A 12,891-nucleotide genomic window follows, 5' to 3' on the forward strand; every position below is an offset into this window, starting at 1 on the left:
CATAACGAAGTACCCAATGACCGTTCAGGGCGCTCGCGCCCTGGAAGAAGAGCACACTCACCTGACCAAGGTCGTTCGTCCGAAGCTCAGCCAGGACATCGGTACGGCCCGCGAGTTGGGTGACTTGAAGGAAAACGCGGAATACCACGCTGCTCGCGAGCAGCAGGGTATGGTCGAGGCGCGGATCCGCGACATCGAAGGCCGGATTCAAAATCAGGTCATCATTGATGTCACAAGCATTCCGCACACCGGCAAAGTGATTTTCGGCACCACCGTTGAAATCGCCAACGTCGAGACGGATGAGCGCGTCACTTACCACATCGTGGGTGAGGATGAGGCTGACTTCAAACTCGGCAAGATTTCGGTCGGCTCGCCACTGGCTCGCGCCTTGATTGCCAAGGAAGAGGGTGATGTGGTCGCCGTGAAAACGCCTGGCGGCGTTATCGAGTACGAGATTGTCGAAGTTCGCCACATCTGAAGGCCGGCGCCCGTTTCGTACGGGCGCCATGCTTTGGCAGCTGACCCGGATGTTGTAGGTTGGCGGCTTGTGGCTGTTGCAAATTGGTCTGTTGCCGGTGCTGGGTCGAGTTGGCCTGGCACCGCTGCTGATCGACGAAATTGCAGTCGTGCTGAAGGCGCTGATGGCGGGACTTGCCGCAGCGTGCGTGATTTTTCAGGCTTTGGTGCTGATTAAGGCCGAGGGCCTTGTCAGTCTATGGCGGGATTTTCGCGGGTGGAGCGGCAGGGTGCGCGAAGCACACCCTTGACCCTTGTCATCACTTGAAGCGATGGACGTTCGACAGCTGCTTGTTGACGCTGAAGTTCTTGCGGTAGATCAGTGCCATCTTGCCGATGACCTGAACCAGATCCGCTTTGCCGACCTTGCAGAGCTCTGCAATGGATGCCAGGCGCGATTCGCGATCGAGGATGTTGAGCTTGATCTTGATCAGCTCGTGATCCGCCAATGCGCGTTCGAGTTCGGCTAACACACCTTCCGTCAAACCATTGTCTGCCACAATCAAAACCGGTTTCAGATGGTGGCCAATGGATTTGTACTGTTTCTTCTGCTCTTGAGTGAGCGGCATAATCTGACCCCTGCGTCTGATCTTGTAAAAAGCGGCGGCCAGTTTACCCGAGCGAGTCCGGGACCGCCCAGTTAATCACGACCCGTTTTATTTTCGAGGTGGCCCGTGGCCCGTTCCAAGACAAGTCTTAAATGGCTGCAAGAGCATTTCAACGACCCATTCGTCAAAATGGCGCAAAAAGACGGGTACCGTTCCCGCGCCAGCTACAAACTGCTGGAGATCCAGGAAAAGGATCGTCTGATCCGGCCGGGCATGAGCGTAATCGACCTTGGTGCGGCCCCCGGTGGGTGGTCCCAGGTGACCAGTCGTCTGATTGGTGGGCAGGGCACACTGATCGCTTCTGACATTCTGGAAATGGACAGCATTCCGGACGTGACCTTCATTCAGGGCGACTTTACCGAGGATGCCGTACTGGCTCAGATCCTCGATGCCGTCGGAAATAAGGAAGTAGACCTTGTGATTTCCGACATGGCCCCCAATATGAGTGGATTACCGGCCGTTGACATGCCGCGAGCGATGTTTTTGTGCGAGTTGGCGCTGGATCTTTCGACGCGGGTGCTCAAGCCCGGTGGTGATTTTTTGATCAAGATTTTCCAGGGCGAAGGCTTCGACGAGTTCCACAAGAGCGTTCGCCAGCAGTTCGAGAAGGTGCAGATGCGCAAGCCGAACTCGTCGCGCGACCGTTCTCGCGAGCAGTACCTGCTGGGCCGCGGTTTCCGCGGACGCAGTGAGGGTTGAGTGAATTTTCGATCGGGGCGATAGGATTTTTGTATTACGCCTTGTCAGAATTAGCGAATATTGTGTAGGAAGTGTTTCACAAAGGGTTACAGACGACGCCTGCCAAGTCGTAGGTAATGTAGTAAGTTAGGCCGGTGAATATCATGCGAAGCGCGCGCCAGTAGCGGAGCTTGCTTCAGAGGGTAGTTAATTGAACGATATGGCAAAGAATCTGATCCTGTGGTTGATCATCGCGGCTGTCCTGGTGACGGTGATGAACAACTTCTCCAGCCCTAACGAGCCACAGACCCTCAACTATTCCGACTTCATCCAGCAGGTCAAGGATGGCAAGGTCGAACGCGTGGCGGTTGATGGCTACGTGATTACCGGCAAGCGCAACGATGGCGACAGCTTCAAGACCATTCGCCCGGCGATCCAGGACAACGGCCTGATTGGCGACCTGGTGGATAACCACGTCGTGGTCGAAGGCAAGCAGCCTGAACAGCAAAGCATCTGGACTCAACTTCTGGTCGCCAGCTTCCCGATCCTGGTGATCATTGCCGTGTTCATGTTCTTCATGCGGCAGATGCAGGGCGGTGCCGGTGGTAAGGGCGGGCCGATGAGCTTCGGCAAGAGTAAGGCGCGCCTGCTCTCCGAGGATCAGGTTAAAACTACCCTGGCTGACGTTGCCGGTTGCGACGAGGCCAAGGAAGAAGTTGGTGAGCTGGTCGAGTTCCTGCGCGATCCGGGCAAGTTCCAGCGCCTGGGTGGCCGCATTCCGCGCGGTGTGCTGATGGTCGGTCCTCCGGGTACCGGTAAAACCTTGCTGGCCAAGGCTATTGCCGGCGAAGCCAAGGTACCGTTCTTCACCATTTCCGGCTCCGACTTCGTCGAAATGTTCGTCGGTGTGGGTGCCAGCCGTGTTCGAGACATGTTCGAGCAGGCCAAGAAACACGCTCCATGCATCATCTTCATCGACGAAATCGATGCGGTCGGTCGTCATCGTGGTGCCGGCATGGGTGGTGGTCACGACGAACGCGAACAGACTCTCAACCAGTTGCTGGTCGAGATGGACGGTTTCGAAATGAATGACGGCATCATCGTGATCGCCGCAACCAACCGTCCTGATGTACTGGACCCTGCGTTGCTGCGTCCGGGCCGTTTCGACCGTCAGGTTGTGGTCGGTCTGCCGGACATCCGCGGTCGTGAACAGATTCTCAAGGTCCACATGCGCAAAGTGCCGATGGGCGACGACGTTGCTCCGGCCGTGATCGCTCGTGGTACTCCAGGCTTCTCCGGTGCTGACCTGGCGAACCTGGTGAACGAGGCGTCGTTGTTCGCCGCCCGCGCCGGCAAGCGCATCGTCGAGATGAAAGAATTCGAGCTGGCCAAAGACAAGATCATGATGGGCGCCGAGCGCAAATCCATGGTCATGTCCGAGAAGGAAAAACAGAATACGGCTTATCACGAAGCCGGCCACGCCATTGTGGGGCGTGTCGTGCCTGAGCATGATCCGGTGTACAAGGTGTCGATCATTCCGCGCGGTCGCGCGCTGGGTGTGACCATGTTCCTGCCGGAAGAAGATCGTTACAGTCTGTCCAAGCGTGCGTTGATCAGCCAGATCTGCTCGCTGTACGGCGGTCGTATCGCTGAAGAAATGACCCTGGGCTTCGATGGCGTGACCACCGGTGCTTCCAACGACATCATGCGAGCCAGCCAGATTGCGCGGAACATGGTGACCAAATGGGGGCTCTCGGAGAAACTCGGCCCGTTGATGTATGCCGAAGAAGAGGGTGAAGTGTTCCTTGGTCGCGGCGGTGGCGGTCAGAATGCAAGCTTCTCTGGTGATACAGCCAAGCTGATCGACTCCGAAGTACGCAGCATCATCGATCAGTGCTATGGCACGGCGAAGCAGATCCTCACGGACAACCGTGACAAGCTCGATGCGATGGCCGATGCCTTGATGAAGTACGAAACGATCGATGCCGAGCAGATCGACGACATCATGGCGGGTCGTACACCTCGCGAGCCGCGCGACTGGTCGGGTGGCACGGGTACTTCCGGCACCCCTCCGGTGGTGCAGGATGAGCGTCCGGAAACACCGATCGGCGGTCCTGCTGCTGACGTATAAGGTTTGAAATGACTTCTGTTCAGTCCTCGACCCGGTTGCCTTGCGGCAACCGGGTTCTTGATTTGGCCCAGACGCATGTCATGGGTATTCTCAATGTCACTCCTGATTCTTTCTCCGATGGTGGCCAATACAGCCAGCTCGACGCGGCAATGCGTCACGCCGAAGCCATGGTGGCGGCCGGCGCGACGCTGATCGATGTCGGCGGCGAATCCACCCGTCCTGGTGCCAGGGCGGTGTCGCCACTGGAGGAACTGGAACGCGTAGCGCCCATTGTCGAACGCATCAGTCGCGAGCTGGACGTCATCATCTCGGTCGACACCTCCACGCCAGCGGTCATGCGTGAGGCTGCGCGCCTGGGTGCCGGGTTGATCAATGACGTGCGTTCGTTGCGTCGCGATGGTGCCCTGGATGCTGCAGCGGCCACCGGGCTACCGGTTTGCCTGATGCATATGCTGGGAGAGCCAGGCGATATGCAGGACAATCCGCAGTATCAGGACATTACAAGGGAAGTCGGTGAATTTCTCGCCGAACGCATGCATCAGTGTTCGTTGGCGGGTATTCCAGCCGAACGGATCATTCTTGATCCGGGCTTTGGCTTCGCTAAAACCTTGCAGCACAACCTGAGCTTGTTCAAACATATGCAAGCCCTGCATGCCTTGGGGCGGCCCCTGTTGGTCGGGGTTTCGCGAAAGAGCATGATTGGTCAGGCGTTGAATCGTCCGGTAGGGGACCGACTGTATGGTGGTTTGGCGCTTGCGGCGCTGGCATCAACGAAAGGTGCGCGTATATTGCGCGTCCATGATGTAGCCGAAACAATGGATGTGGTGCGGATGATTGCCGCAGTGGAATCAGCCGAATAAGAATGATGGAGCACTTATGAGCAAAAAATATTTTGGCACCGATGGTATTCGTGGGCGTGTCGGTGAATACCCGATCACTCCTGATTTCATGCTCAAGCTCGGCTGGGCTGCAGGTATGGCGTTCCGCAAGATGGGCGCCTGCAAGGTATTGGTAGGCAAGGACACCCGGATCTCCGGCTACATGTTCGAGTCTGCGCTTGAAGCAGGGCTTACTTCCGCGGGGGCCGATGTAATGCTCCTTGGTCCGATGCCGACCCCGGCGATTGCCTACCTGACGCGTACCTTTCATGCCGAAGCCGGCATCGTGATCAGTGCGTCGCACAATCCGCATGATGACAATGGCATCAAGTTCTTCTCCGGCAATGGCACCAAGCTTCCGGATGAAGTCGAGCACATGATCGAAGAGCTGCTCGATACCCCAATGACTGTGGTTGAGTCGAGCAAGATCGGCAAGGTGTCGCGAATCAATGACGCATCGGGTCGCTATATCGAATTCTGCAAGAGCAGTGTGCCGAGCGGTACCAGCTTTACCGGCCTCAAGATTGTGATCGACTGCGCCCATGGTGCGACCTATAAAGTGGCGCCGAGTGTGTTTCGTGAGTTGGGTGCCGAGGTCGTGGTCTTGTCCGCGCAGCCCAATGGTTTGAATATCAATGACAACTGCGGCTCGACCCATATGGGGCAACTGCAGGCCGCTGTGCTGGCTGAACACGCCGATCTGGGTATCGCCTTCGATGGTGATGGCGACCGGGTGTTGATGGTGGATCACACGGGGGCCATCGTCGATGGCGATGAGTTGCTGTTCATCATTGCTCGCGACCTGCATGAGCGAGACAAGCTGCAAGGTGGTGTAGTCGGTACGCTGATGAGCAACCTGGGATTGGAGTTGGCCTTGGCCGACCTGGCGATTCCATTTGTCCGCGCCAATGTTGGTGATCGTTATGTGATTGCTGATCTGCTGGAGCGCAACTGGCTGGTCGGTGGCGAAAACTCGGGTCATATCGTTTGCTTCAATTACACCACCACGGGTGATGCGATTATCGCCGCGTTGCAGGTGCTGAAGGCGTTGAAAGCCCGTGGGCAAGGTTTGGCTGAAGCGCGTCAGGCGCTGCGCAAATGCCCTCAGGTGCTGATCAACGTTCGCTTCGGTGGCGGCGCAAACCCTCTTGATCATCCGTCGGTCAAGGAAGCCAGCGAGCGTGTGACCAAGGCGATGGCAGGTCGGGGGCGTGTGTTATTGCGCAAATCCGGAACCGAGCCGCTGGTGCGTGTGATGGTCGAGGGCGAAGACGAAGCGCAGGTTCGTGGCTATGCCGAAGAGCTGGCGAAACTGGTAACTGAAGTTTCTGCCTGATTTTGGCTTGCCAGCCATGATTGTGTTGGGTAACATCTGCGCCCACTTTGACCGACGAGGTACAGCATGCGTCGCCCTATGGTAGCTGGTAACTGGAAGATGCACGGTACCCGCGCCAGCGTCGCTGAGCTGATCAACGGCCTTCGTGACTTGGCCTTGCCGAGCGGTGTTGATGTAGCGGTATTCCCGTCCTGCCTGCATATCAATCAAGTGATTGATGGCTTGCAGGGAAAGTCGATTTCGGTCGGCGCGCAGGACTCTGCGGTGGAATCCGGACAAGGTGCGTTGACCGGTGAGGTTGCACCGAGTCAGTTGGTGGATGCAGGTTGTTCCCTGGTGCTTGTCGGGCACTCCGAACGCCGCCAGATAATGGGCGAGCAGGACGCAGTGCTGATCCGCAAGTTCGCAGCGGCGCAGGCATCCGGCTTGATCCCGGTGTTGTGCATAGGGGAAACCCTTGAGCAGCGCGAAGCCGGGAAAACGATCGAGGTTGTTTCGGCGCAGCTGGACAGCATCATCGACGAGCTGGGTGTCGGTGTGTTTGCAAAGGCAGTGATCGCTTACGAGCCGGTCTGGGCCATTGGCACCGGGCTGACTGCTTCGCCGCAACAGGCGCAGGATGTGCATGCAGCCATTCGCGCCAGGTTGGCGGAAAAGAATTCTGAAGTCGCGCAAAGTGTGCGGCTTCTATACGGCGGCAGCGTGAAGGCGGCCAATGCGGTCGAACTGTTCGGCATGCCGGATATCGATGGGGGCCTGATTGGTGGGGCTTCCCTGAATGCAGATGAGTTCGGTGCGATCTGTCGCGCCGCGGGAAACTGAAAAAATGCTGGAAACAGTCGTAGTCGTTTTTCATCTGCTGGGTGCATTGGGCGTAGTGGCTCTGGTTTTGCTGCAGCAGGGTAAAGGTGCGGATGCTGGCGCGTCTTTCGGAGCAGGTGCTTCAAATACTGTGTTCGGAAGCCAAGGTTCCTCTACCTTTCTCAGTAAGTTTACTGCTATACTTGCCGCAGGTTTTTTCATAACCAGCTTGGGGTTAGGTTACTTTGCTAAAGAGAAGGCTCACCAGCTGACTCAAGTAGGTCTCCCAAATCCAGCGGTACTGGAAGTTCCAAAGCAACAACCGGCTTCTGATGATGTCCCGGTGCTTCAAGAGCAAAAGTCGGCTACTCCAGCGACTGACGTACCTCCAGCTCAAGAGCAGAAGTAAGAAGGGTTTCAAATGTAGTATTGCCGAGGTGGTGGAATTGGTAGACACGCAACCTTGAGGTGGTTGTGCCCATAGGGTGTAGGGGTTCGAGTCCCCTTCTCGGTACCAATTAGTCAGGAGAGCCCGCTGTTGCGGGCTTTCTTGCAGGTGGAAGGTTACATTGACCCTGTAGGGGATCGGTCGTATACTTCCGCCCCAGCTTTGTCGCGGGGTGGAGCAGTCTGGTAGCTCGTCGGGCTCATAACCCGAAGGTCGTCGGTTCAAATCCGGCCCCCGCAACCAGTTTAAGGAGCCCCTTTTAAGGGGCTTTTTGTTAGCTGGACACTTTCAACGCCGCTGTTCGACGGCGTTTCAAGGATGGGCGTTTCGCCCATTTTTTTATTTTGCATAGCATGCACATACATGCACTAGGGGGTTCAGGTGTCGAGCAAGCTAGAAGAGTTGCAGGCCTTGCTGGCCCCGGTGGTCGTGGCCCTAGGCTATGAATGCTGGGGTATCGAGTTTTCGGCTCAGGGTCGTCACTCGATGTTGCGCGTTTATATCGATAAAGAAGGCGGCGTGCTGGTGGACGATTGCGCCATCGTCAGCCGTCAGATCAGCGGTGTGCTGGATGTTGAAGATCCAATTGCCGTTGAATACACCCTTGAAGTTTCCTCGCCTGGCATGGAACGCCCGCTGTTCACTCTTGAGCAGTTTGCAAAATTTGCCGGTGAACAAGTGAAGATCAAGCTGCGCTCGCCTTTTGAAGGACGACGCAACTTTCAGGGCCTTCTGCGCGGCGTAGAAGAGCAGGATGTCGTGGTGCAGGTAGAAGACCATGAGTTCCTGTTGCCGATCGATATGATCGACAAGGCCAACATTATTCCCAGTTTTGACTGAGGCGTGCCAGATACTGCGGATCCCGCGGATCCAATGGCTTGCGAAAGGCGAGGCGTACGATGAGCAAAGAAGTACTGCTGGTTGTTGAGTCGGTATCCAATGAAAAGGGCGTACCGGCAAACGTTATTTTTGAAGCGCTGGAGCTGGCTCTGGCCACTGCTACCAAAAAGCGTTTCGAAGACGAAGTTGATCTGCGTGTGGAAATCAATCGCCACACGGGTGCATACGAGACATTCCGTCGCTGGACGGTCGTCGAAGAAGCAGACCTGGACGATCCGGCCATCGAAACCTGGCCGAGCAAGGTTGCCGAAACGCATCCTGGCGCCAAGGTCGGTGATGTCGTAGAAGAGAAAATCGAGTCCATCGAGTTCGGCCGCATTGCTGCGCAGACTGCCAAGCAAGTCATTGTGCAGAAAGTTCGCGAAGCCGAGCGCGCTCAGGTGGTTGACGCTTACCGCGAGCGCCTGGGTGAAATCATCTCCGGCACCGTGAAAAAAGTCACCCGCGACAACGTGATCGTTGATCTGGGCAACAACGCTGAAGCGTTGCTGGCCCGTGAAGACATCATTTCTCGCGAAACTTTCCGGGTTGGCGTGCGTCTGCGTGCGCTGCTCAAGGAAATCCGCACCGAGAACCGCGGCCCGCAGTTGATCCTGTCGCGCACCGCGCCGGAAATGCTGATCGAGTTGTTCCGCATCGAAGTGCCGGAAATTGCCGAAGGCCTGATCGAAGTGATGGCTGCGTCCCGTGATCCGGGTTCGCGTGCCAAGATCGCCGTTCGCTCCAAGGACAAACGCATCGACCCGCAGGGCGCTTGCATCGGTATGCGCGGTTCGCGCGTCCAGGCAGTGTCGGGTGAGTTGGGCGGTGAGCGTGTTGACATCGTTCTGTGGGACGACAACCCGGCTCAGTTCGTGATCAACGCCATGTCCCCGGCCGAGGTTGCGGCAATTATCGTTGACGAAGATGCCCACGCAATGGACATCGCCGTTGGCGCAGACAATCTGGCTCAGGCCATCGGTCGCGGTGGTCAGAACGTGCGTCTGGCCAGCCAGTTGACTGGCTGGACCCTGAACGTGATGACCGAATCGGACATCCAGGCTAAACAGCAAGCGGAAACCGGCGACATCCTGCGCAACTTCATCGACGAGTTGGAAGTCGACGAAGATCTGGCACAGGTGCTGGTGGACGAAGGCTTTACCAGCCTGGAAGAGATTGCCTACGTACCGTTGGAAGAAATGCTCAACATCGACGGCTTTGACGAAGACACCGTCAACGAGCTTCGCGCTCGGGCCAAGGATCGCTTGTTGACTAAAGCCATCGCTACTGAGGAAAAGCTGGCAGACGCCCATCCGGCCGAAGACCTGCTCTCGCTTGAGGGTATGGACAAGGATTTGGCGATGGAACTGGCGGTGCGCGGCGTAATTACCCGCGAAGACCTGGCCGAGCAGTCTATTGACGACCTGCTCGACATCGACGGCATTGACGATGATCGTGCCGGCAAGTTGATCATGGCCGCCCGAGCCCACTGGTTCGAGTAATTAGGCGCGGCCTGAGGAGAGAAGTGCATGACGCAAGTCACGGTGAAACAACTGGCCGATGAGGTCAAAACACCGGTAGAGCGCCTGTTGCAGCAGATGCGTGAGGCAGGTCTGCCGCACACCGCCGCCGAAGAAAGTGTGACTGACAGTGAGAAGCAATCGTTGCTGACTCACTTGAAAAGCAGCCACAAGGCGAAAGTGGAAGAACCACGCAAGATTACGCTGCAGCGTAAAACCACCAGCACCCTGCGGGTTGCTGGCAGCAAGAGCATCAGCGTTGAAGTACGCAAGAAGAAAGTCTTCGTACAGCGCAGCCCGGAAGAAATCGAAGCCGAGCGCAAGCGTGAACTGGATGAACGTCGCGCAGTAGAAAATGCTGCTCGTCAGAAGGCTGAAGAAGAAGCCAAGCGTCGCGCCGAAGAAGAAGCGCGTCGCCAGCCTGCTGCTGCGCCGACCGCTCAAGCCGTACCTGTTGCAGCGACTGCTGTGGTGGCCGAGCCAGTTCGCGAAAGCGCACCGGTTGTGGCAGCCGCTCCAGCTCCTGCGGTCGATGCCCGCAAGCGTGACGAACAGCGCCGTCCGGATAAGCCACGTGCCGACGACAACAGTCGTCGCGGTAGCGGCGATGGCGAGCGCAAAAACGCTCCGCATCGTGCATCGGTCAAGGAAAAGGCGCCGGCTCCACGCGTTGCCCCACGTACTACCGACGAAGAAAGCGATGGCTTCCGTCGTGGTGGTCGCGGCAAGGCCAAGCTGAAGAAGCGCAACGCCCACGGTTTCCAGAGCCCGACCGGCCCTGTCGTGCGCGAAGTGAAGATCGGCGAAACCATCACTGTTGGCGATCTCGCCCAGCAGATGTCGGTGAAGGCTGCTGAAATCATCAAGTTCATGTTCAAACTGGGTACTCCAGCAACCATCAACCAGGTACTGGATCAGGAAACTGCCCAACTGGTTGCCGAGGAGCTGGGCCACAAAGTGACCCTGGTCAGCGACACCGCCCTGGAAGACTCCCTGGCCGAGTCCCTGAAGTTTGAAGGCGAGGCAGTTTCTCGTGCACCAGTCGTGACCGTAATGGGCCACGTTGACCACGGTAAGACTTCCCTGCTCGACTACATCCGTCGTGCCAAGGTTGCTGCTGGCGAAGCCGGTGGTATCACCCAGCACATCGGCGCATACCACGTTGAAACCGACCGTGGCATGGTGACGTTCCTCGACACCCCTGGTCACGCTGCGTTTACCGCAATGCGTGCCCGTGGTGCCAAGGCGACCGACATCGTGATCCTGGTGGTTGCAGCGGACGACGGCGTGATGCCGCAGACCATTGAAGCCGTTCAGCATGCCAAGGCAGCTGGCGTACCGTTGGTAGTAGCAGTGAACAAAATCGACAAGCCGGGCGCCGATCTCGATCGCATCCGTAGCGAATTGTCGGTTCACGGCGTGACGTCGGAAGAATGGGGTGGTGACACGCCGTTCGTACCGGTTTCGGCGAAGATGGGTACTGGCGTCGACGAACTGCTCGAAGCTGTTCTGTTGCAAGCCGAAGTTCTGGAATTGACCGCTACTCCATCGGCTCCTGGCCGTGGCGTCGTGGTTGAATCCCGTCTCGACAAGGGCCGTGGCCCGGTGGCTACCGTTCTGGTTCAAGACGGTACCCTGCGTCAGGGCGACATGGTCCTGGTCGGTTCGAACTATGGTCGCGTTCGCGCCATGCTCGACGAGAACGGCAAGTCAATCAAGGAAGCCGGTCCGGCCATCCCTGTCGAGATCCTCGGCCTGGACGGTACCCCGGATGCTGGCGACGAGATGAGCGTGGTTGCCGACGAGAAGAAAGCCCGTGAAGTGGCTCTGTTCCGTCAAGGCAAGTTCCGCGAAGTCAAACTGGCTCGTGCTCACGCCGGCAAGCTGGAAAACATCTTCGAAAACATGGGCCAGGAAGAGAAGAAGACGCTCAACATCGTCCTCAAATCTGACGTCCGTGGATCGCTGGAAGCGTTGAACGGTGCCTTGAACGGCCTGGGTAACGACGAAGTGCAAGTGCGTGTGGTCGGTGGCGGCGTCGGTGGTATCACCGAATCCGATGCCAACCTGGCACTGGCCTCCAACGCTGTACTGTTCGGCTTCAACGTGCGTGCCGATGCCGGCGCGCGCAAGATCGTCGAGCAGGAAGGTCTGGATATGCGTTACTACAACGTGATCTACGACATCATCGAAGACGTCAAGAAAGCCCTGACCGGTATGCTCGGCAGCGATGTTCGCGAGAACATCCTGGGTATCGCCGAAGTGCGTGACGTGTTCCGTTCGCCGAAATTTGGCGCGATCGCAGGTTGCATGGTTACCGAAGGTGTTGTTCACCGTAACCGTCCAATCCGCGTACTGCGTGAAGACATCGTTATCTTCGAAGGCGAGCTGGAATCCCTGCGCCGCTTCAAGGATGACGCTTCCGAAGTGCGTGCCGGCATGGAATGCGGTATCGGCGTGAAGAGCTACAACGACGTCAAAGTCGGTGACAAGATCGAAGTCTTCGAGAAGGTGCAGGTTGCTCGCAGCCTCTAATTCGCGCACTTCAGGAGCCGTGACGGCTAGCCGCATGCAAGTGCGCAGCTCGTCACCAGGACTCTAAACGCAACGCCCGGTCTGGCTTTTGTCAGGCCGGGCGTTTGCCGCTTTCAGACCTCACGGGTTTCACCGTGGGGCAGTAACAGGTAACAAGACATGGCAAAAGAATATAGCCGTACCCAACGCATTGGCGATCAGATGCAGCGCGAGCTGGCACAACTGATCCGTCGTGAAGTCAAAGACCCGCGCGTCGGCCTGGTCACCATTACCGCAGTGGAAGTCAGCCGTGACGTCGGTCACGCCAAGATCTTCATCACCGTGATGGGCCAGGACAGCGCTGAAGAAATCGCACAAAGCATCAAGGTGCTCAACTCCGCCGCCGGTTTCCTGCGCATGCAGCTGGCTCGCGAGATGAAGCTGCGCAGCGTTCCACAGCTGCACTTCCACTACGACGAAAGCGTCGTGCGTGGTGCGCATCTGTCGGCATTGATCGAGCGCGCAGTGGCTGAAGACAATCAGCATCCGGTTGCGGCAGAAGCCGAAGACACCAAGGAGTAA

General features: G+C 57.5%; 12 protein-coding genes, 2 tRNA genes and 1 pseudogene. 14 read left to right on the plus strand and 1 reads right to left on the minus strand.

Features of this window, described 5'->3' with window-relative positions; all coding sequences use genetic code 11:
• Position 1 precedes the first annotated feature (1 nt).
• Both greA and KW849_RS09840 read left to right on the plus strand, forming a co-directional pair.
• Complete coding sequence (gene greA, locus KW849_RS09835) at positions 2 to 478, plus strand: transcription elongation factor GreA (RefSeq protein ID WP_108218328.1); 477 nt, start codon at positions 2 to 4, stop codon at positions 476 to 478.
• Positions 479 to 506: 28 nt separating this feature from the next.
• Positions 507 to 734, plus strand: a pseudogene (locus KW849_RS09840) (MFS transporter); the annotation flags it as partial.
• 42 nt (positions 735 to 776) lie between these two features.
• Here KW849_RS09840 and KW849_RS09845 read toward each other — a convergent pair.
• On the minus strand, positions 777 to 1,085 hold the full coding sequence (locus tag KW849_RS09845) for a YhbY family RNA-binding protein (protein WP_007942889.1): 309 nt from the start codon (positions 1,083 to 1,085) through the stop codon (positions 777 to 779).
• 105 nt (positions 1,086 to 1,190) lie between these two features.
• On the opposite strand from KW849_RS09845, the gene rlmE reads away from it, so the two are divergent.
• The 12 genes from rlmE to rbfA all read left to right on the plus strand — a co-directional run bounded on the left by rlmE (position 1,191) and on the right by rbfA (position 12,891).
• Positions 1,191 to 1,823, plus strand: coding sequence for a 23S rRNA (uridine(2552)-2'-O)-methyltransferase RlmE (gene rlmE / locus KW849_RS09850; RefSeq protein WP_108218137.1), 633 nt, complete (start codon positions 1,191 to 1,193; stop codon positions 1,821 to 1,823).
• 199 nt (positions 1,824 to 2,022) lie between these two features.
• On the plus strand, positions 2,023 to 3,933 hold the full coding sequence (ftsH, locus tag KW849_RS09855) for an ATP-dependent zinc metalloprotease FtsH (RefSeq protein WP_108218138.1): 1,911 nt from the start codon (positions 2,023 to 2,025) through the stop codon (positions 3,931 to 3,933).
• A gap of 8 nt (positions 3,934 to 3,941) precedes the next feature.
• On the plus strand, positions 3,942 to 4,793 hold the full coding sequence (gene folP, locus KW849_RS09860; protein ID WP_108218139.1) for a dihydropteroate synthase: 852 nt from the start codon (positions 3,942 to 3,944) through the stop codon (positions 4,791 to 4,793).
• A 16-nt stretch (positions 4,794 to 4,809) separates the two neighbouring features.
• A complete protein-coding gene (gene glmM, locus KW849_RS09865) occupies positions 4,810 to 6,147 on the plus strand; it encodes a phosphoglucosamine mutase (RefSeq protein ID WP_218429216.1) in 1,338 nt (445 codons plus the stop codon).
• Positions 6,148 to 6,213: 66 nt separating this feature from the next.
• Positions 6,214 to 6,969, plus strand: a complete 756-nt coding sequence (tpiA, locus tag KW849_RS09870; protein WP_108218141.1) for a triose-phosphate isomerase — start codon at positions 6,214 to 6,216, stop codon at positions 6,967 to 6,969.
• A 4-nt stretch (positions 6,970 to 6,973) separates the two neighbouring features.
• Entirely contained in the window at positions 6,974 to 7,357 is a 384-nt protein-coding gene (secG, locus tag KW849_RS09875) for a preprotein translocase subunit SecG (RefSeq protein WP_017336473.1), read from the plus strand.
• Between the two features lie 22 nt (positions 7,358 to 7,379).
• A tRNA-Leu gene (locus KW849_RS09880) sits at positions 7,380 to 7,465 on the plus strand.
• Between the two features lie 97 nt (positions 7,466 to 7,562).
• Positions 7,563 to 7,639, plus strand: a tRNA-Met gene (locus tag KW849_RS09885).
• 138 nt (positions 7,640 to 7,777) lie between these two features.
• Positions 7,778 to 8,236, plus strand: a complete 459-nt coding sequence (gene rimP / locus KW849_RS09890; protein WP_007993601.1) for a ribosome maturation factor RimP — start codon at positions 7,778 to 7,780, stop codon at positions 8,234 to 8,236.
• Between the two features lie 59 nt (positions 8,237 to 8,295).
• Positions 8,296 to 9,777 carry a transcription termination factor NusA gene (nusA, locus tag KW849_RS09895; protein ID WP_008057419.1) on the plus strand — a complete coding sequence of 494 codons (1,482 nt, stop codon included), beginning with the start codon at positions 8,296 to 8,298 and terminating at the stop codon, positions 9,775 to 9,777.
• 27 nt (positions 9,778 to 9,804) lie between these two features.
• Positions 9,805 to 12,330, plus strand: coding sequence for a translation initiation factor IF-2 (gene infB, locus KW849_RS09900; protein WP_218429217.1), 2,526 nt, complete (start codon positions 9,805 to 9,807; stop codon positions 12,328 to 12,330).
• Between the two features lie 159 nt (positions 12,331 to 12,489).
• Positions 12,490 to 12,891, plus strand: coding sequence for a 30S ribosome-binding factor RbfA (gene rbfA, locus KW849_RS09905; RefSeq protein WP_007973108.1), 402 nt, complete (start codon positions 12,490 to 12,492; stop codon positions 12,889 to 12,891).

It is taken from the genome of Pseudomonas sp. PDM26 (genome assembly GCF_019219185.1).
Taxonomy (GTDB): domain Bacteria; phylum Pseudomonadota; class Gammaproteobacteria; order Pseudomonadales; family Pseudomonadaceae; genus Aquipseudomonas.

What these genes read in the sequence shown, in the direction of transcription:
- rbfA (WP_007973108.1), top strand. Translation starts at nt 12,490, where the DNA reads ATGGCAAAAGAATATAGCCGTACCCAACGCATTGGCGATCAGATGCAG.
- ftsH (WP_108218138.1), top strand. Translation starts at nt 2,023, where the DNA reads ATGGCAAAGAATCTGATCCTGTGGTTGATCATCGCGGCTGTCCTGGTG.
- KW849_RS09845 (WP_007942889.1), bottom strand. Translation starts at nt 1,085, where the DNA reads ATGCCGCTCACTCAAGAGCAGAAGAAACAGTACAAATCCATTGGCCAC.
- glmM (WP_218429216.1), top strand. Translation starts at nt 4,810, where the DNA reads ATGAGCAAAAAATATTTTGGCACCGATGGTATTCGTGGGCGTGTCGGT.
- nusA (WP_008057419.1), top strand. Translation starts at nt 8,296, where the DNA reads ATGAGCAAAGAAGTACTGCTGGTTGTTGAGTCGGTATCCAATGAAAAG.
- secG (WP_017336473.1), top strand. Translation starts at nt 6,974, where the DNA reads ATGCTGGAAACAGTCGTAGTCGTTTTTCATCTGCTGGGTGCATTGGGC.
- folP (WP_108218139.1), top strand. Translation starts at nt 3,942, where the DNA reads ATGACTTCTGTTCAGTCCTCGACCCGGTTGCCTTGCGGCAACCGGGTT.
- tpiA (WP_108218141.1), top strand. Translation starts at nt 6,214, where the DNA reads ATGCGTCGCCCTATGGTAGCTGGTAACTGGAAGATGCACGGTACCCGC.
- infB (WP_218429217.1), top strand. Translation starts at nt 9,805, where the DNA reads ATGACGCAAGTCACGGTGAAACAACTGGCCGATGAGGTCAAAACACCG.